At 53.1% G+C, this 22,982-nt stretch carries 17 protein-coding genes and 1 other annotated feature; of the genes, 4 read left to right on the forward strand and 13 right to left on the reverse strand.

The features are described 5' to 3' along the window. Positions 1 to 491 precede the first annotated feature (491 nt). On the reverse strand, positions 492 to 2,198 hold the full coding sequence (locus tag K1558_RS18495; RefSeq protein ID WP_238653125.1) for a glutamine--tRNA ligase/YqeY domain fusion protein: 1,707 nt from the start codon (positions 2,196 to 2,198) through the stop codon (positions 492 to 494). Between the two features lie 78 nt (positions 2,199 to 2,276). Then, positions 2,277 to 2,538, reverse strand: a binding site (T-box leader). 346 nt (positions 2,539 to 2,884) lie between these two features. After that, the gene (locus K1558_RS18500; RefSeq protein WP_238653126.1) at positions 2,885 to 4,441 is read right to left on the reverse strand and encodes a tetratricopeptide repeat protein; all 1,557 of its coding nucleotides are present in this window, start codon (positions 4,439 to 4,441) and stop codon (positions 2,885 to 2,887) included. Positions 4,442 to 4,558: 117 nt separating this feature from the next. Here K1558_RS18500 and K1558_RS18505 point away from each other — a divergent pair, with 117 nt between their 5' ends. Further along, positions 4,559 to 5,767 carry an oxalate decarboxylase family bicupin gene (locus K1558_RS18505; protein ID WP_238653127.1) on the forward strand — a complete coding sequence of 403 codons (1,209 nt, stop codon included), beginning with the start codon at positions 4,559 to 4,561 and terminating at the stop codon, positions 5,765 to 5,767. A gap of 63 nt (positions 5,768 to 5,830) precedes the next feature. Here K1558_RS18505 and K1558_RS18510 read toward each other — a convergent pair whose 3' ends face one another. Then, positions 5,831 to 7,120, reverse strand: a complete 1,290-nt coding sequence (locus tag K1558_RS18510) for an arsenic transporter (RefSeq protein ID WP_274528643.1) — start codon at positions 7,118 to 7,120, stop codon at positions 5,831 to 5,833. Positions 7,121 to 7,327: 207 nt separating this feature from the next. On the opposite strand from K1558_RS18510, the gene K1558_RS32850 reads away from it, so the two are divergent. Next, positions 7,328 to 7,459, forward strand: coding sequence for a hypothetical protein (locus tag K1558_RS32850; protein ID WP_274528644.1), 132 nt, complete (start codon positions 7,328 to 7,330; stop codon positions 7,457 to 7,459). A gap of 476 nt (positions 7,460 to 7,935) precedes the next feature. Beyond that, the gene (locus tag K1558_RS18515; protein WP_238653128.1) at positions 7,936 to 9,006 is read left to right on the forward strand and encodes an LLM class flavin-dependent oxidoreductase; all 1,071 of its coding nucleotides are present in this window, start codon (positions 7,936 to 7,938) and stop codon (positions 9,004 to 9,006) included. Positions 9,007 to 9,089: 83 nt separating this feature from the next. Here K1558_RS18515 and K1558_RS18520 read toward each other — a convergent pair whose 3' ends face one another. From K1558_RS18520 to K1558_RS18535, 4 genes are all read right to left on the reverse strand, one after another. Further along, entirely contained in the window at positions 9,090 to 9,575 is a 486-nt protein-coding gene (locus tag K1558_RS18520) for a cysteine hydrolase family protein (protein WP_238653129.1), read from the reverse strand. Positions 9,576 to 9,722: 147 nt separating this feature from the next. Beyond that, positions 9,723 to 10,577 (reverse strand): carbohydrate ABC transporter permease, encoded by an 855-nt coding sequence (locus K1558_RS18525; RefSeq protein ID WP_238653130.1) that lies wholly within the window; start codon positions 10,575 to 10,577, stop codon positions 9,723 to 9,725. A gap of 3 nt (positions 10,578 to 10,580) precedes the next feature. After that, positions 10,581 to 11,552 (reverse strand): carbohydrate ABC transporter permease, encoded by a 972-nt coding sequence (locus K1558_RS18530; RefSeq protein ID WP_238653131.1) that lies wholly within the window; start codon positions 11,550 to 11,552, stop codon positions 10,581 to 10,583. A gap of 65 nt (positions 11,553 to 11,617) precedes the next feature. Then, on the reverse strand, positions 11,618 to 13,039 hold the full coding sequence (locus tag K1558_RS18535; protein WP_238653132.1) for an ABC transporter substrate-binding protein: 1,422 nt from the start codon (positions 13,037 to 13,039) through the stop codon (positions 11,618 to 11,620). Positions 13,040 to 13,382: 343 nt separating this feature from the next. On the opposite strand from K1558_RS18535, the gene K1558_RS18540 reads away from it, so the two are divergent. Then, positions 13,383 to 16,037 (forward strand): cation-translocating P-type ATPase, encoded by a 2,655-nt coding sequence (locus K1558_RS18540; protein WP_238653133.1) that lies wholly within the window; start codon positions 13,383 to 13,385, stop codon positions 16,035 to 16,037. 66 nt (positions 16,038 to 16,103) lie between these two features. Here K1558_RS18540 and K1558_RS18545 read toward each other — a convergent pair whose 3' ends face one another. The 6 genes from K1558_RS18545 to K1558_RS18570 form a co-directional block, all read right to left on the reverse strand. Next, positions 16,104 to 17,930, reverse strand: coding sequence for an APC family permease (locus K1558_RS18545; RefSeq protein WP_238653134.1), 1,827 nt, complete (start codon positions 17,928 to 17,930; stop codon positions 16,104 to 16,106). 138 nt (positions 17,931 to 18,068) lie between these two features. Beyond that, entirely contained in the window at positions 18,069 to 18,827 is a 759-nt protein-coding gene (locus K1558_RS18550; protein WP_238653135.1) for a DUF5071 domain-containing protein, read from the reverse strand. A gap of 25 nt (positions 18,828 to 18,852) precedes the next feature. Continuing rightward, positions 18,853 to 19,794 carry a metal-dependent hydrolase gene (locus tag K1558_RS18555; protein ID WP_238653136.1) on the reverse strand — a complete coding sequence of 314 codons (942 nt, stop codon included), beginning with the start codon at positions 19,792 to 19,794 and terminating at the stop codon, positions 18,853 to 18,855. Between the two features lie 106 nt (positions 19,795 to 19,900). Continuing rightward, positions 19,901 to 20,941 (reverse strand): hypothetical protein, encoded by a 1,041-nt coding sequence (locus tag K1558_RS18560; protein ID WP_238653137.1) that lies wholly within the window; start codon positions 20,939 to 20,941, stop codon positions 19,901 to 19,903. Between the two features lie 388 nt (positions 20,942 to 21,329). Next, entirely contained in the window at positions 21,330 to 22,076 is a 747-nt protein-coding gene (locus K1558_RS18565; RefSeq protein WP_238653138.1) for an SAM-dependent methyltransferase, read from the reverse strand. A gap of 207 nt (positions 22,077 to 22,283) precedes the next feature. Beyond that, entirely contained in the window at positions 22,284 to 22,949 is a 666-nt protein-coding gene (locus tag K1558_RS18570) for a VOC family protein (RefSeq protein WP_238653139.1), read from the reverse strand. Between the last annotated feature and the right edge of the window lie 33 nt (positions 22,950 to 22,982).

Consider the following 22,982-nt stretch of genomic DNA (forward strand, 5'->3'; position numbering starts at 1 on the left):
CATATTATGTAAGGCTACCCGGTTGAGTGAGGCTCATGCCTTATGTTATTACCTGTATGTTATTACCCGCGGTAACGATGGAGTTGACACTCCACGCTTGGAGGCTGCCCCTTCACCGCTGGGGGCTTAACCTCCATTGCCGGGGCTGACCCTCCAATGCCGGGGGTGATTGTATTTTGTACAACAGATTACACAATAATTAGCGATAAAACTCACTCTGTTGTATTTCATACATTTGATTTCCGGATATCTGTTGCCAAAAGCAATTTACCCAAGAATCTGCTGTACAAAATACACTAGAAGCTGCTTTCTGGCCGATTTGAATCAAATCTAATGTACAAAGTGCAACCAACGCAATTACTTCTATCGCCAGTGCTCCCGCTTGTCCACCATGAGCCTGATAGACCCATACACAAAGCAGCGGTCCTCCAGTATCAGGAGCACCGCTGTTCGCTTAAAGTCATCTACTTATCCACTGCTGCTTACGCGGCTTACGTAGCCGCCTTCCCCTTCCAGCTGTCCTTAAGCGGGACAATCCGGTTGAAGACCGGCTTCTCTTCCGTGCTGAGCTTGCTATCGGTGCAGAAGTAGCCGTGGCGCAGGAATTGATAGCGGTCCCCCGGCAGCGGGCGGTCTGCCAGCGGCTCCAGCAGGCAATCCTTCAGATGTGTAACCGAGTCCGGGTTGACGTAATCTGCCCAGCTCTCCCCTTCCTTCGGCTCCCCGTTATCGGCAAGCAGCTTCTCATACAGATATACGTCACTCTTGACGGCATGAGCTGCCGAGACCCAATGAATCGTTCCCTTCACCTTCCGGCCGCTAAGCGTACCGCCGCTGCGGGTCTCCGGGTCATAGGTGCAGCGCAGTTCCAGGATTTCTCCCGTCTCGGCATCCTTGATCACCTTATCACAGCGGATAATATATGCCCCCTTCAGCCGTACCTCGCCCCCGGGAACCAGTCTGCGGAAGCCCTTGACCGGCTCCTCCATGAAGTCCTCACGCTCGATATAGAGCGTGCCGGAGAATGGCACCTCCCGGCTCCCCAGTGCGGCGTTCTCATTGTTGTTGGTGATGGGGAGCAGCTCGGAAGCCCCGGCCTCGTAATTAGCCAGCACCACCTTCAGCGGGTTCAGCACCGCCATGACCGCCGGCACCTTCGCCTTCAGGTCCTGCCTCAGGCAATGCTCCAGCAGCGGGAAGTCCACCATCGCCGTATTGCGGACCATGCCGATCTCCCGCACGAAGGCCTCGATGCTCTCGGGCGTGAACCCCCGTCTGCGCAGCCCGCTGAGCGTGGGCAGGCGCGGATCATCCCAGCCGTCCACGAAGCCTCCGGCCACCAGTGCCCGGAGATGCCGCTTGCTTGTGACCACCCCGGTCAGGTTCACCCGGCCGAATTCTCTCTGTCTCGGCGGTTCCGGGATGTCCAGCTCCCTCAGCACCCACTCGTACAGCGGCCGGTGATCCTTGAATTCAATCGAACAGAGGGAATGCGTGATCCCTTCAAGCGCATCCTGAATGGGATGGGCGAAATCATACATCGGATAGATGCACCAGGCATCGCCCGTACGGTAATGCAGCGCATGAATAATCCGGTACAACACCGGATCACGCAGATTCATGTTCGGTGAGGCCATGTCGATCTTGGCCCGCAGCACCTTGGCGCCATTCGGATAGCTCCCCGCACGCATCTCCCGGAACAGCCGCAGATTCTCCTCCGGCAGGCGGTTTCGGTAAGGACTATCTATCCCCGGCGTGGTGAGCGTCCCCCGGTAAGCCGTCATCTCCTCCGGTGTCAGGTCACAGACATAAGCTTTTCCCTTCAGGATCAGCGTCTCCGCGCTGCGGCAGATGGCTTCCGAATAATCCGAGCCGTAGTAGATATGCTCACCCGGGCTGCAGCCCAGCCATTCGATGTCGCGGATAATCGCCTGCACATACTCCATATCCTCTTTGAGCGGATTGGTATCATCGAAGCGCAGATGGAAGCTGCCGCCGTATTTCCGGGCAAGGGCGTAATTCGTATGGATGGCAAAAGCACTCCCGATATGCAGATACCCGTTAGGCTCCGGCGGGAACCTCGTGCAGACCTCCCTGCTGAAGACGCCGTCCGCAACATCCTCACTGATCAGCTTCTCCATATAATTCTCCGGCATAACCGCCGTGTTCCCGTTCTCATGCTCATTGCCAACTGTCATGATAATCCCCTCCTGTTATGGGTGGTACTAGCTAAACTCCGGATACAAAAAAAGAACCTCACCTCCAAGACTGTAAGTCTTGGGGACGAAATTCTCGCGGTACCACCCCAGGTTCGTTAATATGTCGCCATATTAACCTCATCAAGTACGGCGCTGCCGGGCAGGCAGGGCTTATACTCTAGCTCTGTAACAGGAGCTCCTGTCTTGCCATCCCCGGTGCTGCTGGTTCCGGCAAGCCGCTCAGAGGCTTGTTTCCATCCAGCCTCCCCTGCTCCTTCCCACCTGCCGGAGCTCTCTGTGAAAGGTGTACTGGATATACTCTTCTCGTCATCGCGTTTCGATTATTGGATACAGAATAGCAAATCTGACGCAGGGTGTAAAGGGCGGCAGCCGTTGGCAGGATTACAACGACCTTAACGGTTGTACGATGCTGGCGGCAAGGCATTTGGCTGATATACCTTCGCGCCTGCCGATTATAGTCGGTTTTCCGATTACATTTGGCCCGCATCCCTCGCGCCTGCCGATTATAGTCGGTTTTCCGATTACATTTGGTCCTTACCCATCGCGCCTGCCGATTATAGTCGGTTTTCCGATTATATCTGGCCCGCATCCCTCGCGCCTGCCGATTATAGTCGGTTTTCCGATTACATTTGGTCCTCACCCATCGCGCCTGCCACCCCTCTGCACTACTCCCCGCTCAGCGCCCGCAGCAGATCCAGCGCTTCCTCATTCTCCGGCTCAATCTGCAGCGATCTGCGCGTATAGTCCAGTGCCGCCTCCATATCCTCCTGCTCGTAGCTGCAGATCGCCAGACAGTAGAGCACGGTAATGACCGGCTCCTCATCGCCATTCTGCAGGGAGTGCTCCAGGAAGCGGCGGGCTTCCCCATATTCCTCCATCTCGAATAGCAGCAAGCCGCAGTCGAGGGCCAGATCGTACTTCTGCGGCATGGGGTAGAAGCCGTTCCACATCCGCCGGATGCCCAGCTTAAGGTCCAGCAGCTCTTCGTCACTGGCTTCCGGCAGCAGTGCAGAGATGCGCTCGGCGCTCTGGATGAACATCTCGGCGTCATAGCCGCCCACCCGCCAGAAGGCCAGCAGCGGCTGCAGCTCAATCGTATCGTAGTTCCGGTCAATCCAAACCTTCAGGCTGAAGTAGTCATCCGGCCCGAATCTCGCCACAAACCGGCGGTAGGCCAGACGGGTATGCGTATATCCCTGCGGCGCTTCCAGCATCAGGACGCAGCCCACATTGAGATTCTTATAGTGATGCTGGGTGAACAGGGACTGGGCACCCATCTTCTCATAGTAGTATACCAGTGCATGATAATTCGCTGTAAGCGAGATGCTCCCGTGGTGCATCAGCTTCGGCGGCTCAAGAAACGCCCAGTTCTCCAGGCGGTGGTCGCCCTTGTCTGCCGTAAGCAGCAGGAAGCCTTCAGAAGAGAGTGCCCGCAGACGCTCCATGCAGGACAGTGCTGCCGCCGGGAACAGCACATGCGAATCCTCCAGCTTGTCCTGATAGAAGGAGATGATCTCATGGTAAGGGTAAGAGCTATCCTCATACTCTGCCGCCCGCTTGTAGTGGTATTCAGGCACGAGATCACGCAGCACCTCGGAAGGCCCCATGTCTGCGGACTGCTCGGGATATTGCAGCGAAACCTCACATTCATAGATCTTGCCTTCATCGATATAGAGCAGCTCCTGCTGGATGCTGTCAAAGAAGTAGTTGGCAATAACCATCAGCGGCTGCCGAAGCGCGCCTGGCTTAATGAAACTGCCGCTCTGCGTCAGGATCAGCTCCGTATCCAGGACCGCATCGAAACGGGCGAAATCCAGTACCCCCCGCTCCACAAAAGGCTTCAGCCCCTCATGCTGCTGCCAGCCCTCAATATTCTTCACTGGCAAGTCGCTCATCACGTAGCGGTAAGGCGGCAGCGGTATATCTGCATATGCGATCAGCTCGTCTAACTGCTGGAGTACATGAAATGCCAGGCGTCCCGCCCCGGCGCCGAGCTCCAGTATGATCACCGGCTCTATGCTCTGCCCCATGGCAGCACGGTCCTGAAGCAATCCGAAGATCATCTCGGCATAGGCGGTCCCGATCATCGGGTTACTGGTGATATACTGCGGAACCTGGCCATTCACCCAGGCCTGCAGGCCCAGTTGTTCATAATAAGTACGCTGCAGATCCCATATGGGTGCTTCACTGAAGCGGTAACGTTCTGGTCTGTCTATTGTCATTGGTCTCTAACCCTGCTCTCTATTTATCGTCTGGAGATTTGTCCGGTAGTCAAATCTTATCATATTTGTGCATATCATTTCTTGATATGTCTACATTCCCAGTAAAGGAGCTACGTAATGAACCCTGCCGATTCCCATAACCCAAGCCGCCCCGCCATTCCCCAGCCCATCCGAAGTGACGGTGCAGGCAATGTCGATCTTGGCCCCCGTGATGTCATGCGCGACCGGGAGAACCCCGATATGTTCGTGCCGCCGCTCACCGACAACGGCCTGATCCCGAATCTGAAATTCTCATTCTCTGACGCCCATATGCAGCTTAACCACGGGGGATGGTCCCGGGAGGTTACCGTCAGAGAGCTGCCGGTGGCCACTACGCTGGCCGGGGTGAATATGAGTCTCACGCCGGGCGGCGTGCGTGAGCTGCACTGGCACCAGCAGGCCGAATGGTCGTATATGCTGCTTGGCAGCGCGCGGATTACAGCCGTGGACCAGAACGGGCGGAATTTCATTGCCGATGTCGGCCCCGGCGATCTGTGGTATTTCCCTCCCGGCATCCCGCATTCAATCCAGGGACTGGCAGAGGGCTGTGAATTCCTGCTTGTCTTCGATGACGGCAGCTTCTCGGATCTGAACACGCTGTCCATCTCCGACTGGTTCGCCCACACGCCGCCGGAGGTATTGTCCGCAAACTTCGGGGTCCCGGAAGCTGCCTTCCGCTCCATTCCGAAGGAGCAGGTGTACATCTATCAGGATCAGGTGCCGGGTCCGATTCAGAGCCAGAAGATAGAGTCTCCTTACGGAGAGATTCCGCTGAGCTTCAAGCACCAGCTTCTGGCCCAGCCCCCGCTCCGGACGCCGGGAGGCAGTGTACGGATTGTGGACTCCAGCAATTTCCCTATCTCCAGGAATATCGCCGCAGCCCTGGTAGAGATTGAGCCCGGCGCAATGCGCGAGCTGCACTGGCATCCGAACAATGACGAGTGGCAATATTATCTCAGCGGGCAAGGGCGGATGACGGTGTTCGGCGGCAACGGAGATGCGCGTACCTTCAATGTCAGGGCCGGAGATGTCGGCTATGTGCCTTTTGCCCAGGGTCATTATATCCAGAATACCGGCACCGATACGCTCTGGTTCCTGGAGATGTTCCGCAGCGACCGGTTCGCCGATGTCTCCCTGAACCAGTGGATGGCCCTCACTCCCCGCGAGCTGGTCAGCAGCAATCTCCACGTCGGCCCCGAGCTGATGGACGCCTTGCGCAAGGTGAAATGGCCTGTGGTGAAATACCCGGATCAGTCACAAGGACAGACGAAGAAGTATAAAGAGTGACCTCAGGCAAAAACAAGAAGGAGCGGCCAGACGCCTTGTCTGCACCACTCCTTCGATAATGAATCAGAACAGCTTCAGCTCCAGATACAACCCGAGCAAGGTGAGGAATAACGTCGGGACGGTCAGGATGATGCCGATTTTGAAATAGGTGCCCCAAGAGATCTTTACGCCCTTGCCGGACAATACGTGCAGCCACAGCAGTGTTGCGAGCGAGCCGATCGGTGTAATCTTCGGACCCAGATCGGAGCCGATGACATTGGCATAGACCAGCGCTTCCTTGATCAGACCCCCGGTGTGTGCCGTATCCACGGCGATCGCGCCGATCAGCACCGTCGGCAGGTTGTTCATCACCGAGGAGAGCAATGCCGCCAGGAAGCCCATCCCCATCGTAGCCGCGAACAGCCCATGCCCTGCAATGCCGCCGATCATCTCCGCCAGCACATCCGTCAGCCCGACATTGCGCAGTCCGTACACCACCACATACATGCCAATGGAGAAAAAGACAATCGCCCAAGGCGCATCCCGCACCACTTCTCTCGTATTCACAGACGGGCTTCGGCGGGCCAGCAGCAGGAAAATGACGGCAATCACGCCTGCAACCACCGATACCGGAATATCCAGAAACTCACTGACAAAATACCCGATCAGCAAAAGCGCCAGGATAACCCACGAGAGCTTGAACATCCTCGGGTCCTTAATCGCTTCTGCGGGAAGCTTCATCGCCGAGGTATCGTAGAGCTTAGGAATGCTTCGGCGGAAGAACAAATACAGAACCAGAATGCTTGCACCCAGTGAGAACAAGGTAGGCAGCCACATATGGCCCGCATACTGCATGAAGGTAATGCCGAAGAAATCGGCCGAGACGATATTCACCAGATTGCTGACCGTCAGCGGAAGCGAGGTCGTATCAGCAATGAAGCCGCTGGCTATAATGAAGGGAAATACTTTTTTCTCGTCAAAATTCAGCGCCCGGACCATCGCCAGCACGATCGGGGTCAGAATCAGCGCCGCCCCGTCATTGGCGAACAGCGCTGCCACCACTGCACCCAGAAGGATGACATAGATGAACATCAGCGTCCCGTTGCCGCGCGCCGCCGCAGCCATATGCAGGGCCGCCCATTCGAAGAAGCCGATCCGGTCAAGCAGCAGTGAAATCAGAATAATCGCAACAAAAGCCAGCGTCGCATTCCATACAATCAGCGTTACATCGCGGACATCCCCGAAGCTGACCACACCCGCCGCCAGTGCCACAATAGCTCCGCCGCAAGCCGACCAGCCAATGGACAAATTTCGCGGCTGCCAGATCACAAATACCAGTGTAATAACAAAAATGAGACCGGCAACAACAATCATACCCCGGCCTCCCGTTCGACCTGCAGCAGCATCCCCTGAAGCACTCCTTAAGTAATTATAGATATAAGCCAATTTATATATACTAAAGCAGCCCAATCCGAAGTACAAGAGAAATTTACAGGGAATGATTTATAGGCTTAAGTTCTAACTGTATGAATAAATACATAGGCTGTAATATGGGGGACACCGCTGCTTCCCGGAGAGGAGATGCAGGTCCGAAGAGCCATCCTTGAGACAGGATTGGAGGTTCGGACACGTATGGGTACAGATCAGCTCATTGCACTGCTCGTTCTCATCATCATGATCGTACAGCTTGCCGTCAAGAAGGATAAATCTTGAATCCTGAAGACAACAGGCAGCCAAAGAGGCCGGGGCACCCCGGTCTTTTTGGCGTGAGAACGTGGGAATAAGTGTAGGGCCTCGCCCATCCTACCTCACCCACCTCCTGTCAGCCCATTGTAATCGGTTTTCCGACTACATTTGGTCCACACGCCGCCTCCGCTCCGATTGTAACCGGTTTTCCGACTACATTTGGTCCACACACCGCCCCCCGCTCCGATTGTAATCGGTTTTCCGATTACATTTGGTCCACACACCGCCCCCCGGTCCCATTGTGATCGGTTTTCCGATTACATTTCGTCCACACACCGCCCCCCGCTCCCATTGTGATCGGTTTTTCGCATACATCGGTTCAATCTGCTAAAACTATAATTTCCTATACAATAATAAAAAATTAATCGCCAATTCACTTACTAAAGTTGAGAAACATTAAAAAGTATAGTAGAATGATGACATGAAGAAAGGGGCGGATGAACATGGCCGAGGAGAAGAAGATGATGGAGATTGGGATTAGTACGTTTTTGGAGACTACGCCTGACCCGGTGACGGGACAGACGATCAGTCATGCGGAACGGCTCCGCGAAGCCGTAGAGGAGATTGTGCTGGCCGATCAGGTGGGCCTGGACGTATATGGTATTGGCGAGCATCACCGTAAGGATTATGCCGGGAGTGCCCCGGCTGTTGTTCTTGCCGCAGCTGCGGCAACAACTAAGCGGATCAGACTGACCAGTGCCGTGAGCGTCTTGTCTTCGGATGACCCGGTGCGGGTCTACCAGGCATTCGCGACACTGGACGGCATCTCGAATGGCCGCGCGGAGATTATGGCTGGCCGGGGTTCGTTCATCGAGTCGTTCCCGCTGTTCGGGTACAGCCTGGACGATTATGATGAACTGTTCGAGGAGAACCTGGAGCTGCTGCTGGCGATCCGCGCCTCCGAGAAGGTCACCTGGCGCGGCGGGCATCGCCCGGCCATCAATAATCTGCCGGTCTATCCCCGCGCCGTTCAGGACCCGCTGCCGGTCTGGGTCGCCAGCGGCGGCAATCCCGAATCCGCTGTACGGGCCGGAACGCTGGGCCTTCCTATCGCCTTCGCTATCATCGGCGGAATGCCGGAGCGGTTCGCTCCGCTGGTGAACCTGTACAAGGAGGCCGCCGCACGCGCAGGACATAACCCGGACAAGCTCCAGATTGCCACCCACTCCCACGGCTTCGTAGGCGAGACTTCGGAGCAGGCAGCCGCCTTGTTCTACCCGTCCACCCAGGCGCAGATGAATGTCATCGGCCGCGAACGGGGCTGGGGCGGAACGTACAACCGTGCCGCCTTCGACGATGCCCGCAGCCTGCGCGGCGCGCTCTATGTCGGCGATGCCGAATATGTGGCCGAGAAGATCATTCTGCTGCGCAAGAATCTCGGCGTGACCCGGTTCTTCCTGCATGTGAATGTCGGCTACATGCCGCACCGCGAGGTGCTGCGCGCCATCGAGCTGCTGGGCACCAAGGTCGCACCGATCGTGCATAAGGAATTGGCCCGCATCGAGGGCAAATAATTATAGGAACTCCCTGGACATACAGAAACACTTCAAGCCCTCAACAGAGCTTGAAGTGTTTTTTGCGTGTATCTCGAGGTGAATTATTGCACCAGCGCCTTAATCACAGGATGCGAGATCAGATTCCGGTCTCTGTACGCCGCCGTGATTACATCCTGGTGTGAGCTTAGAATACCATTTTGCAGAAGCACCGCCTTAATCCCCCGTTCCGCAGCCCCATTGTAGGTGAACAGTACACAATGCTCAGCCGCATAGCCGGAGAGAACCAGCAGGTCGATGCCCTGCTCCCGCACAAGCTTTTCCAGATCCGTCTTCCAGAACGCATTCGAGTATTCCTTCTTCACATTCAAATCCGTCTCGTGAATCTCAACTCCAGGGATAATCGCGAACTTCCCTTCCTCTTCAGGCTGCATCCCTTCAATATCCTGAATATGGATTACGGGATGACCCTTCGCGCGCAGCAGCCCAGCGACATAATTGATGTACTCACAGGCGCGGTCAATCTCCTTCTGCTCTACCTCGCTTACATGAACCTCTTGAAGATCAATAATTAACAGTCCTATTTTCAATCGTGCTTCCCCCTATCCGTTGATCCTTCCACATTACCCGATGCCGGGTGTTCATTCAACTGGCCACACAAAAAACTGCAGTAGATTGATCCACCGGAATGGATCCTTCTCTGCAGTATGTTTGTTCTTCACACCTATCCTAAGCAGTTACTCCTTAACACCGCCCAGGGCAACCCCTGCAATAATATAACGGGACAGCAGGAAGTAGACCACAAACAGCGGCAGCGCAGTCAGCGCAAGGCCCATATAAATCGAACCGAATTCTGTCTTGTAAATATCCCCGCGCAGCAAGCTTACCATGATTGGCATCGTATACTTCTCTTTCTGGGTAAGCAGGATCAGCGGCATAAACAGGTTGTTCCAGTTAGCTACAAACGCGAAAATCGCCTGTGTCGCAATCGCCGGCATCATCAGCGGCATAATAATCCGGTTGAAGGTGCGGAACTCGCCGGAGCCGTCCACACGCGCTGCTTCTACGATCTCAATAGACAAGGTAGCAAGCAGGTATTGACGCATGAAGAACACCACCGCAGGCGCTGCGATTGCAGGCAGGATCAGCGGCAGGAAGTTGTTGGTCCAGTGCAGCTTATACATGAACTGATAGAAGCCGATGGCACTGGCCTGGGAAGGGATCATCATAACGCACATAATGAAGGTGAAGAATGCGCCGCGCAGTTTCCAGCTGTAGGTTACCAGACCATAAGCGGCCAATGATGAGAAGTAGACCGTACAGAGGGTTGCCGAAGCAGCAATAATGAATGAGTTCATGAAGCCTTGCAGCGGATCGAAGCTCTTGTCCAGCAGCACCCGCAGATTGCTCATCATGTGGCTGGAGGGCAGCAGCGAGAGCCCGCTCTGAATCTCTGGTGTGGAACGGGTAGCATTGACGAACATAATCCAGAACGGCAGTATGCTGAGCAGCGCCAGCGCGATGCAAACCACATAGATAATGATCTTATTAATGGAATTGGTCACTTTTCCGTTTTCCCGAACTTTCTCCATGGATTACACCTCCCTAGCGGCTGTCTGAGCAGCTTTTCTGTGCATTTGCTTTTGAATTTTCTTCATCTTGGCCGCATCGCGGTCACGCATGAGATAGAACAGCAAGCCGGACAATACCGCCGAGATGAGGAACATGATCATACTCGCCGCAGCCGCGCGGTTGTACATGTAGCTGCCCTTGAACGCTTGCCCGTAAATGAACATGGACGTGGTCAGCGTAGAGTCATCCGGTCCGCCCGCCAGGAATAATTGCGGAATATCGAACATGGTCAGACCGCCGACCATCGAGGTGATCAGAGTGAACAGCATGATGGTGCGCAAGCTTGGCAGCGTAATCCGGAAAAAGGTCTGGAATCCGTTCGCGCCGTCAATAGCCGCTGACTCGAAGAGCGCCGGGTTAATCCCCATAACTCCTGCGATCAGGACGATCATAGTGTTCCCGTACCACATCCAGAACTGGATGAAGGCGATAATGCCGCGCGCTGTCGTCTTATCCTGCAGGAAGAAGATCGGCGCGTCACTCCAGCCCAGCATTTGGAACAAGCTGTTGACCGGACCCATCGGATAAGCGAACAAGGTGCTGAACAGCACGGCAATGGTACTTGCAGTGATGATATTCGGCATATAGAGCAATACCTTGAACAAGCCTTGTCCTTTGATGTTCAGACGCTTGTTAGTGAACCAGGCGGTCAGCAGGAGCGCAAGGGCCATCTGCGGAATGAAGTTGGTGATCCACAGCAGGAAGGTATTGGTCAGGGATTTCCGGAACGAGACGTTATCGAACAGGAGATCCTTGAAATTCTGAAAAGGGTTATCCAGAATATGAATCGGCTTGGGAATAAGCCCCTTCATATCCGTGAACCCGATGACTGCGGTATATAGAATGGGGTATAGCGAAAAAATCAGAAATGCAAGTACAAATGGAAACGTAAAAATATAGCCGAACTTCGCATAGCTGACGTCCTTGCGGCGCATCCTCTCACCTCTTTAGTTGATTATAGGGGCGGGAAACATCCCCCGCCCCTCCCGATTCCTTCTGCTTATTCGCTATCAATACCAAGCTGGTCTTTAACTTGCGACTTGAAGGTTTCGATTGCTTTTTCTTTGGTCTTATTGCCTGCAGTGTACTCGCGTACCTGATCGCGCCAGGCTTTGTTGATCGTTTCATCGAATTGGGTCAGGTTCTTACCGGAAGCATTGGCGTTGGCCGGAACGAAGATGTCGAACATATTCTGTCCGCCGAGCAATGGAACTTCACCATTGGATTTGGACATCACCACGGAAGAAGCTACGCTATCCTTCGTGCCTTGTTCGCCTTCCTTCATCGTACCGTTAGCCCAGTAATACTGGAGGCCCGTTTCAGAGCTGTCGAGTGTTACCCATTTCACGAAGTCAGCAACTGCTTTTTTCTTTGCTTCATCCTTGGTTACTTCGGCATTCGCCAGCAGCCAGGTACCGCCCCAGAAGAAGCCTGTAGTCGGTTCAGTAACAGCCCAGTCACCATTGGTATCCTTCACTTGGCCGTTCATAACGTAGTTGATCAGCCAGGCCGGACCGAAGAATCCGAAGATCGGTTGAGCGCCTGCACCGGACATATCTGCATACCATGCTTCTGTCCAGTCTGTTGTATCGTTATGATAGCCGTTATCCTTCAGCTTCTTGGAGAGATCCATGAATTCTTCACGCTTCGGATCGATGTGCAGCTTGCCGTCTACGATCCAGCCCTTATCCGAGCTGTTCTCGATCGGGTGCCAGATATCGCCGTCGCCGGATACGATGCCATAGCCCTTGTCTTTCAGCTTCTTCGCAGCATCGAAGAATTTATCCCAGCCCGGTCCGATCTCTGTCTTGATCTTGGACGGATCATCGGTTCCGAAGACATCCTTCGCAATCGAGCGGCGATAGATGAAGGCACCGCCGGTGGCCTGGTATCCGAGACCTTTCAGATGTCCGTCGGTGGTGCTGCCGATATCTACAGAATACTGGGCGATGCCGGCATCTTTTACCATCTGATCGTCAAGGCCAAGGTCTGCATAGTTCGCAGCATAGCTGGATGCATCACCTTGTGTATATTTCAGTACGAATGCGGATTCCGCTGCATAAATATCCGGGGCATCCTTCCCGCCGCCTGCCAGCGCCTGGTCAAGAGCCGGCTGGTAAGCACCGTCTGTTGTCGCAATTACGGTTGTTTTGAATTCTACGTTGGCTTCCGGATGAACTTCCAGGTACTTCTTCGTCATGTTCGGAATTTCATCGGTGAAGCTCCACAGATTGATCGTAACCTTCTCGCCGCTTCCTGCTGCCGGAGCTGTTGTAGCCGCTGCCTCTGTAGCTGCCGGAGCTGTAGTTGCGCCTGCACCGGACGAGCCCGAATTGGAGTTGTTGCCTCCGCACGCCGCCAGAGCAGACGACATCAGAACCAGTGTAGAGACTCCAGCAAAAACACGCTTCATACTTTTCATACTTTGCCTCCCCTTTTTTATTGTTCCTCGGTTTTTTTGTAACCGCCTTCATATTATAATTCTTGTCTCCCTCCGGCATAAGGAACCGTCATTGGGAAAAATACCACATTTTATAGATATCACTCCAAAAAGGTACAAAAATAGACGCCGGGGCGATAAGCCATAGCGTCTGAGTTTTGCGCAGAGTGGATTATCTGTTGCCTGTCCTCCCTGAGATTGAATACCGCACTCCCCTCTTAGGGTATAGATATATAGTCGTTCAAGCTGATTACGTTGAAACTTGTCGCATTCTAAAACGTAAATTTGGACCATACGCGAAAAGCTGGAGAGGAGCTAATACCTGATGGAGTATTACCGCCGCAGTGTAACCGAAACGCTGGATGAAATCCGCAGCTCTACGGGCGGACTAACAACTGCCGAAGCCGCCAGCCGGCTGGAACGGGACGGCTATAACGAGTTGAAGGGCAAGCAGAAGGACCCGCTCTGGAAGCTGTTCCTGGAGAACTTCAAAGACCCGATGGTTATCGTGCTGCTGATCGCGGCAACGGTGCAGATTGTGATGGGCCATCTGATGGAGTCCATCATTATCTTCGTGGTGCTGATTCTGAATGCAGTGATCAGCGTGGTTCAGACCCGCAAGGCGGAAGGCTCGCTGGACGCGCTGCGCAAGATGTCTGCGCCCGAAGCCAAGGTTATCCGGGACGGGGCGCTGCTGTCCATTCCGGCCAGGGAGCTGGTCCGGGGCGATATTGTGTTCCTGGAGGCCGGCGATTACGTGCCTGCTGACGGCCGGATTATCGAGTCAGGAAGCCTGCGAATTGACGAAGGGATGTTAACCGGCGAATCGGAAGCCGTGGAGAAGCATACGGAGCAGATCAAGCAGGATGTACCGCTGGGTGACCGGCGCAATATGGCCTTCAGCGGCTCGCTGGTCGTCTACGGCCGGGGAACGCTGGTCATTACGGGAACGGCGCTGGATACGGAGATCGGGAAGATCGCCGGGCTGATCGAGAGTGCGGAAGCGAAGCAGACGCCACTGCAGCGCAAGCTGGAGGGCTTCAGCAAGAAGCTGGGGATCGCCGTCCTGCTGCTGTCCATCCTCATCTTCGCCATTCAGGCGGCCCGCGTGTGGCTCACGAAGGATACGGTGGATACGGGTGAAGCGATTCTGAGCGCCCTCATGTTCGCTGTAGCAGTAGCCGTTGCCGCGATCCCCGAGGCCCTGTCTTCTATTGTAACGATCGTGCTGTCCGTGGGTACGAACAAGATGGCCCGACAGAATGCCATCATCCGCAAGCTGCCCGCCGTGGAAGCCTTGGGCTCAACAAGTGTAATCTGCACGGATAAGACCGGAACACTGACCCAGAATAAGATGACGGTTGTTGATTATTACCTCCCTGGAGGGCCCAAGGAGCAGTTCGACCTGAAGGCCGATGAGTGGTCGGAGGAAGCCCGCAAGCTGCTGCATATCGCCGTGCTCTGCAACGATTCCAACATTAATGAGGAAGGCAAAGAACTGGGCGACCCGACCGAGGTGGCGCTGATCGCGTTCAGCAACAGCAAGGACAAGGATTACCGCGAGATCCGCGATAACTTCCCGCGCGAGGCCGAGCTGCCGTTCGACTCTGAACGCAAGCTGATGACAACGCTGCACACCTTCAGCGGGCAAAAGGCGCTGCTGACCAAAGGCGGCCCGGATGTCCTGTTCAGCCGCTGCACCCGTGTGCTGCTGGAGGGCGAAGAGGTCCCGCTGACAGCGGAGGTACTCGAACGCTTCCAGGAAGCGAACGAGCAGTTCTCCGGCAGAGCGCTGCGCGTGCTTGCTTACGCTTATAAGAATGTGCCGGATACGATGACCGAGGTGGGCCTGGATGATGAGCAGGACCTGGTGCTGGTCGGCCTCTCGGCGATGATTGACCCGCCGCGTGAGGCTGTATATGGCTCGATTGCCGAGTCCAACAAGGCGGGAATCCGTACAATTATGATTACCGGCGACCACAAGACCACCGCCCAGGCGATCGGCCGCGACATCGGGCTGATGGCGGAGAATGAGATCGCCGTCACCGGCCAGGAGCTGGACGCGATGTCCGATGAGGAGCTCGACAACAGACTGGAGCAGATTGGCGTCTATGCCCGCGTCTCCCCGGAGAACAAGATCCGCATTGTCCGGGCCTGGCAGCGCAAAGGCAAAATCACCGCCATGACCGGGGACGGCGTCAACGACGCCCCCGCGCTGAAGCAGGCGGACATCGGGGTCGCCATGGGCAGCGGGACCGATGTCGCCAAGGACTCGGCCGCCATGATCCTCACCGATGATAACTTCGTATCGATCGTGAGCGCGGTGGCGGTCGGCCGGACGGTGTTCGATAACATCAAGAAGGCCATTGCCTATCTGTTCGCCGGGAACCTGGGGGCGATTATCGCCATCCTGTTCGCCCTGATCTTCGACTGGATCAACCCGTTCACCGCGATCCAGCTCTTGTTCATCAACCTGGCGAATGACTCCCTGCCCGCGATTGCCCTGGGCATGGAGAAGGCCGAGCCGGATGTGATGAGCCGCAAGCCGCGGGACATTAATGAAGGCATCTTCGCAGGCGGCATGATGCAGGCCGTGGTTATGCGCGGCCTGCTGATCGGGATCGCCGTCATTATCTCCCAGTACATCGGGCTGCAGCATTCAGATGAGCTGGGCATTGCGATGGCCTTCACCACGCTGATCCTGGCGCGCACGCTGCAGACCTTCGCGGCCCGCTCCAACAGCCAGACCGCGATTGAGGCCGGCTTCTTCAGCAACAAATATGTCATCGGTGCGGTCATGATCTGCTTCGCCTTCTACGGCATCGCCGTCCTGCCCGGCGTCAGAGAGATTTTCTCGATCCCTGCCTCCTTCGGGCTGAATCACTGGCTGACTGCCACCGGCCTCGCCGTAGGCGCAGTCATTGTGATGGAGCTGGCGAAGCTGGTCCGCCGCCTCCTGCCTGCGAAGCAGACTGCTTAAGCCAGGCTAAATTAACAGTAAGAAGCCTGCACTCCCGGTATGGGGGTGCAGGCTTTTTATAGTCAATCACTTTTTCAAATGATAAGGCACTGTAGTAACAATTACATCGCTGCGGAGCAGCAGACGGGCGCGTATCAGCAGACTCGATTGATTATGCAGGATATTATGCCAGCCTTTCTTCGGAATGAACTGGGGAATAATTACCGTGACCCTATGGTTCAGCTCTGCGGCCTTCCAATTCACTTTATCGATAAACTTGGTCAATGGCTGTACGATGCTTCTATAAGGAGTATACAGGGTGACTAACCTTACGTCCGGCTGCCACTTTCTCCACTTCTCCTCGAACACCGCTTCATCCTCCCGCTCGAAGGGCACATAGACGGCTATAATCTGCTGCGGAGACAGCGACTTGGCATATTCCAGGGAGTTCATCACGACATGAGTGATTCCGGCAACCGGCACGATAATGACATTGCCTTCAATCTTGATCGTTTCCTCACAGGTCGTAATTCTAAGCTGGTCCGCAATCGCCTCATAATGCTTATGAATCCGGTGGAACACCAGGAGCAGAATCGGCAGGAAGACAAATACCGGCCATACCTGAGTAAACTTGGTCACGAAGAACATCATCGTCACCACGAAGCTGATTAGAGCGCCAACGGTGTTGATGATGAGCTTTTGCACCCAGCCCGCAGGCTTCTCCCGGAGCCATTTCACCATCATCCCGCTCTGCGACAACGTAAAGGGAATAAACACACCTACAGCATATAAAGGAATCAGTTGCTCCGTTTTCCCCTCAAAGACATAAATCAGAAGCATGGACAGAATACCCAATATGATAATACCGTTGGAGTAACCCAGCCGGTCCCCCCGCATGGTGAACATTCGCGGAATGAATTTATCCTTGGCAAGGTTCACAGCCAGCAACGGAAAGGCGGAATAACCGGTATTGGCAGCCAGGATCAGGATTAATGCAGTCGTTCCCTGGATAAAATAGTACACCGCATTCCGGCCAAAGGTCTGCTCGGCAATTTGCGAGACCACAGTGACGTCAGCGCGGGGAGCAATCCCGTAATAATAGGCTAACAGCACAATGCCTGAGAACATCACAGCCAGTAATACGCCCATGGCGATTAAGGTTTTGGAGGCGTTGGACGCTTCCGGGCTTTTGAAATTCGGTATGGCATTGGAGATCGCTTCTACCCCCGTTAATGCCGAGCTCCCGGAAGAAAATGCACGCAATAACAGAAATAAGCTGACCCCCGCCACCGGAGTCCCCAGCGAAGTATGCAGCTCTGCCGGTACGTTGCCCGACAAGATGTTGTACAGACCTGTACCAATCAGGATGAATAAGGCCAGGACGAATAAATAAACCGGATAAGCGAGGACAGAAGCAGATTCCGTCACCCCTCTTAAGTTCAGAATCGTGATCAGCAGCACAAAAGCAATGGCAATCACCACTTTATGCTCATGCAGGCTTGGAAACGCTGAGGTGATGGCATCCGTACCTGCCGATATGCTTACAGCAACCGTTAGAATATAGTCAACCAGCAGCGAACCGCCAGCAATTAACCCCGGGTACTTGCCCAGGTTCTCCTTGGACACCACATAGGCGCCCCCGCCGTGGGAATAAGCAAAAATAATCTGCCGGTAAGACAGAATGAGCGCGGTCAGCAGGATCAGCACACCCAGCGCAATCGGGATCGAATACCAGAAGGCGGCCGCCCCAATCGTAACCAGCACAATCAGAATCTGCTCCGGCCCGTAAGCAACGGATGACAGCGCATCAGAAGACAGGATCGCCAGCGCTTTCTTTTTATTTAACTTTTGCTCTCCGAGTTCACTGGACTTTAAGGGCCTGCCAATTAAAAACCGTTTTAAAAATGAAATCACTCAGCTTCACCACTCGCTTGTTATTTGTAGGACACAACAAAAAACACCACAGAAGACTATTCCGTGGTGTACAACATATCATGCCCGGCATTAATATAGCGTTAAGGAATACGCCAAGACATTAAGATTGCATTAAGATTATTCTCTGGCTGGAGCATGACCTGGGCCCATACACTCGCTAATCAGTTCCCCGATTTCACTTACGAGGTCATGAAGACTAGATTTCCGGTAACAGAAGCTGAATTCTTCCCGATGCTGCTCCATATAAGCTTTGGACAATCCAAATTGGGCGCTCACTTCACTGAATCCTCTTTCCAGCGCTTCACAATCGATGACGGGATGCGCGTTGTCCAGCTCCACAATTTCTGCAAGGGCTCTCTGTTTCTTGTCCTCTAATAGTAGCTGAACGGCTTCAGCCGTATAGATCTGGTGGACCCATAGAATCCGCAGTGCCTTCAGGCCTATCGTTCCTCCTTCAGTCAGCCGGATTAGCTCCTCCTGAAGCTGTGCGATCTGCTCCGAGTTCCAGTGATCAAGGATCACTTCGAAAATCCAATACATCCAATCCTCATCTTGACTCTGATTCCTGAACACCTCTTGAATATAGGGAATTAACGGATCACCGATCTCTCTCAAAAAAGGAGCAATCCGGCGAGCTCCCGGCCAATTCATGTCCTGAACCCACTCCAGCAGTCCCGGCAGGATCGGCTTCACGCGGGGATAGCCCAGCTTAACAATAACCTCCGCCGCTCCGTCCCAATACTCTTTGCCCAGCGGCTGCAGCAATAGATGAAGCTCTTCGTCGCGGATGTCCTGGAGCGTCTGAATAGCCTCAGCTTGTTCTGCTGCTGGTGTGTCCCAGTCCAGCTTTTGAATAAGTGCTTGAATGTCTTCCACGCGCTGCCCTCTACTTTGCAATAGTCTATTCCCTCTGTCCCTCCGCCCAAGCTCCATCCTTATAGATGAAAAGGCGGGGATTCCCTTCCCGGTCCCGTGCAACAACCTCTGCGGCGGGGCCTTGTCTACTCTCCTCTCTCACTTCAAATGTAGCTTCATCTTCAGCAGCAGGCAACCGGTACACGTTCTCCAGCCCGTCTTTTCCCGAATTGTTGCGCACCACGTCACCCTTCATGGCATAGATCAGGTTAAGATCCAACCGGATACCGCCGCCCGGGATAGGCAATACGCCCAGAATTCTGCGCTGGGAGTCGATGACGTCAAACCCCATTTTCCAAAAATCACTTAGCTTGTGCACCCGGTTATCCCCGAGCGGAGCCACCTGTACGGCTGCCTGGGGAGTGAGCGTGAATTTACGCGGAAGCCCTTGCTCCAGTTGCATTAGCATGGCAAGCTTAAAGCCGAGATACAGGACAATACACACAGCACCGGTTACACTCAGCACCCGTCTCCTGCCCAAAGGCATTGGAAGCACGAAACTCATAACTACCACTAACATAGGCACCCAAACCGTCGGATCACCGAGATAGATCAATGGCAGCGTATATGCCTCACTGGACAGCGGGTAGACCAGATGAACTCCATGCCCCAGATAGTCCACCAGTATATGCCCCAGCACACTCCCCGCCAGACACAGATACAGCTGGATATACGAATATTTCTTCAATAGAAGCTTGAATATGAACACGATTGGCACCATAACCAGCCCCATGACGACAATGGAATGCGACCAAGGAGACACATACCTGTTCCCCAAGAGATCCGGCACAATTCCCAAGAGCGAGGCCAGTCCGAGCAACACCACTTTTTCCTTAAAAGAAATCGCCTTGCGCATAAGCACCATCGATACAATGAAACTGCCCGTAAGCAGATGTGTCATCACATGCATAGCCAATATCATAGACATCTGTGATCCCCCGCTTTGTTGTTAAGCTTTATTCCTCAGAGCCTGGCAAGTTATAAACAAATGGAGCGGGGAAAAGGTTCATTTGTTATTCAAAAATCACTTAAATTCAGTTTAAATATGCTTCCCGGGCGTCCTCAAAAATAGCAACTAATTGTTCCCGGATAGGATTGTCTCCCTTAAACTGTATATCATCAGCTGTGCTCTTAGAGTGAATTCCCTCATCCGTAGCAGGTACTTTCCCATAAACAACGCCACGGATAATGTATACACCAGGATCAGTGAGGCTCTCTCGCAAAAACAGCAAATATTCTTCATTTTCATTCATCAGCTGATATCCTAATGTGCTGTAAACTCTTGATGAGTCTGCTGCTGCATTTTCTTGAACAATGATGGTCTCCCCGCTGGACAATGTGTGGCCAGTATTATTTTTAAATACATCGCTCAGTACAAATTGGGATAATGTGCGATTGTCAATAACCAATCCGTTCACATCTTCTTTTTTCAGAACTATTTCCTGAGCTCCGGCCTTCGTTCCCTTAACAACAATATCTGTTTGTGCATCCATTTCTGAAAATGTTCCGTAGCTAATGGCGCTACTGTTTGTAATGGCGTAAGGAATTGTATTCGTCCCTGCCGTATCTTGAACGGTTAATGGTTCAAGCGAAGTAGCCGCTCTCTCATACTCAGCCCGACAAAAGGCTCTAGCTGAACTCATACTGAAATATAATCCGTCTTTCTCAAAGTATAAATACGGTATTCCATTCTCTTCAGCAATCCACTCCCCAGATACATCTTTAGAGAGCTCAACTTTTTTAGTCGAAGCAATCTCGTTAGTCGGTTTAAGTTCTTCTGTGGATTGAGTGATTGCACCACGAAAAAATACAATACGGACTTGATTGTCTTTAGCTTCAACACGATCCACAAAATCATCGACACCTAGTTCTACTGTAGGAATGTAGACTTTATCTAATCCGGCTTTCTTAGCAGCTTCACGAATTTCATTTTTTTGTTCTGCGGTATAAGAGAACGGCTCTGTTTCTGTCATTCCTTCACCTTCACTATTGGCGGAATTTACATTCTGACTGCATCCTGCTAATAAAGCACCAAACAGCAATCCAATAATCACGACTTTCCCTTTGTAGTTCATGGAATATCCTCCACTTGTCGATTGGTCACCTCACCATAATAGACTGAACTGTCCTTCCAAAAGTTGCATAATATTCTCAACTCAGTTTCTTTTTTGAAACTCTTATCAGGTCTAGCAAACTAAATCAGATGGGCGCTGAGAACAAAATCACCCTAACGAATGAATAAGATTACCCTCAGGCGATACAATGTATGCTGTTTTCCACATACATTCGGTCCGTGTGCTTGCTTGCGAGCAAATGTATGCTGTTTTCCACATACATTCGGTCCGTGTGCCTGCTTGCGAGTATATTAGAAGAAAATCATAGTTTCCTAAACAATCAAAATACAGCGGCGCCCTGGCCCCTCTAAGAGTCCCGGCTACCGCTGCTTATTCACCACATTACTGTTTATTTACGGCGGGTTACCATCATAATCTCCATGCTCCCGAGCTGTAAGGGGTGCTTCCCGAATTGTCCCGGGTTACAGCCATATACGGCCTCTACTGCGAACCCTTCACTCTCCAGAAGCATCTGTAATTCCCGAAAGGTAAAAGCGGTAGTATAGATCAACACCTCTTTGGATTCACCCTCGGGGCTGTGGATCTCTTCTTTATCGATTACGGTGCAGGAATACGGGTCAAATAACGACTCATCCTGTATACGCCGGGCTAAGTTAAGCGCATTAATTACCGTAAGAACAAATAAAGAACCCGGCTTCAGCGCCCGATGAACTCCTCTAAGGACCTTCCGGTGATTCTCTTCACTGCCCGCCAGTCCAAAGGCCCCTTCACACAGGCAAATCCCACCATCGAATTCCTGCTCAAACGATAACTCCCGCGCATCCGCCACCAGAAATGCTGCCGACAGTTTGTCCTTCGCAGCCTCCCGGTTCGCGTGCCTGATAAATTCCGCAGAAATATCCACACCCGTTGTGCTAATTCCGCGCCGGGCCAATTCCAGACTATGCCGCCCCGGACCGCAGCCAATATCCAGGATACGAGTATCCTGCCGCAGATTCATTAACTCCATTAAAAAATCTGCTTCCTGCATCGTTCCCTGGGCGAAACCGTATTTCAAATACTGCTCCCGCATGAAATCTCCGATGGCTTCATAATAATCCCCACTGTACTCAAAGCCTGCTTGCGTATTCTTCAAAAGCTATCCCTCCGTATCTATTGTGCCTACACGGAAGTGGATTGGCGTGACAGCTTAACCCCTTCCGTGTCCCGAATGACAACGTTCAGCCTGTCAGCGCTTCTATTCATAAGTTCACTCGCTTTCCTTATTATGTAACTTCAGGGTAGATAATCGTAGCCGGGATGTCAAAAGAAAGAACTGTTATACTCATTCTGTACGGTTAGCTTAACGAAGCTCCTTTATTTCCATCCCCTCTATATTATCCAGCGTAATCTCACAGACATCCGTCCTGATCGTTAGCGAATGCGGATAAGCTTCCTCCTGGTCAGACATGAACCAGACCCGGCCTTGCTTCACCGCAATAATCAGCCCATGCTCGTCACCTGCGGCAGCGAACTGGCTATCGTAATCCTGCCAAGGAACGATCCCTACCCGCGATAGCTTGAGCAGTGCCTCCTCCACATCGGGTACAGGCAGACCAATCTCACTGACACATAACAGACTGGCTGGGGAGAATGCTTCATTGGCGGAATTGTTCAGATTGTGCCGGGCAATCAACTCTACAATATTACCGGCCGGGTCATAGAAATAGATGGAGTCGGCATTCCAATCCTCGAAGTGTACAATCTCCTGTCCTTGGCTCGGAATAATTTGAACCTTTGGAGTAATCCAGTGCAACGCTTCATCTATCTGGTTCTCAGGGATGTTGAAGGCAAAATGATATTTCGGTTGTCTGCTTAGGTTAGATTCTTTGAAGGTTAGACGGGAATCACCTGCTTGTACACTGAAGGATGTGGGATGTTCCTGAACTACCGCCAGCCCAAGAGTATTCTCATAAAAGTCTTTCATTTCTTTCAAGGAATGAGTTTGCATCTCTACTTCTCTGATCATTCAGGATCACCTCTATTTGTGCATTTTCATCCA

The sequence above is a fragment of the Paenibacillus piscarius genome (assembly GCF_022234545.1).
GTDB lineage: Bacteria > Bacillota > Bacilli > Paenibacillales > Paenibacillaceae > Paenibacillus_AQ > Paenibacillus_AQ piscarius.

Bases quoted from the DNA above. Each gene is read 5' to 3' on its own strand.
- K1558_RS18500 (WP_238653126.1), bottom strand. From the start codon at position 4,441: ATGACAATAGACAGACCAGAACGTTACCGCTTCAGTGAAGCACCCATA.
- K1558_RS18540 (WP_238653133.1), top strand. From the start codon at position 13,383: ATGGAGTATTACCGCCGCAGTGTAACCGAAACGCTGGATGAAATCCGC.
- K1558_RS32850 (WP_274528644.1), top strand. From the start codon at position 7,328: ATGCAGGTCCGAAGAGCCATCCTTGAGACAGGATTGGAGGTTCGGACA.
- K1558_RS18515 (WP_238653128.1), top strand. From the start codon at position 7,936: ATGGCCGAGGAGAAGAAGATGATGGAGATTGGGATTAGTACGTTTTTG.
- K1558_RS18495 (WP_238653125.1), bottom strand. From the start codon at position 2,198: ATGACAGTTGGCAATGAGCATGAGAACGGGAACACGGCGGTTATGCCG.
- K1558_RS18530 (WP_238653131.1), bottom strand. From the start codon at position 11,552: ATGCGCCGCAAGGACGTCAGCTATGCGAAGTTCGGCTATATTTTTACG.
- K1558_RS18535 (WP_238653132.1), bottom strand. From the start codon at position 13,039: ATGAAAAGTATGAAGCGTGTTTTTGCTGGAGTCTCTACACTGGTTCTG.
- K1558_RS18505 (WP_238653127.1), top strand. From the start codon at position 4,559: ATGAACCCTGCCGATTCCCATAACCCAAGCCGCCCCGCCATTCCCCAG.
- K1558_RS18525 (WP_238653130.1), bottom strand. From the start codon at position 10,577: ATGGAGAAAGTTCGGGAAAACGGAAAAGTGACCAATTCCATTAATAAG.
- K1558_RS18555 (WP_238653136.1), bottom strand. From the start codon at position 19,794: ATGTCTATGATATTGGCTATGCATGTGATGACACATCTGCTTACGGGC.
- K1558_RS18570 (WP_238653139.1), bottom strand. From the start codon at position 22,949: ATGATCAGAGAAGTAGAGATGCAAACTCATTCCTTGAAAGAAATGAAA.
- K1558_RS18510 (WP_274528643.1), bottom strand. From the start codon at position 7,120: ATGATTGTTGTTGCCGGTCTCATTTTTGTTATTACACTGGTATTTGTG.
- K1558_RS18560 (WP_238653137.1), bottom strand. From the start codon at position 20,941: ATGAACTACAAAGGGAAAGTCGTGATTATTGGATTGCTGTTTGGTGCT.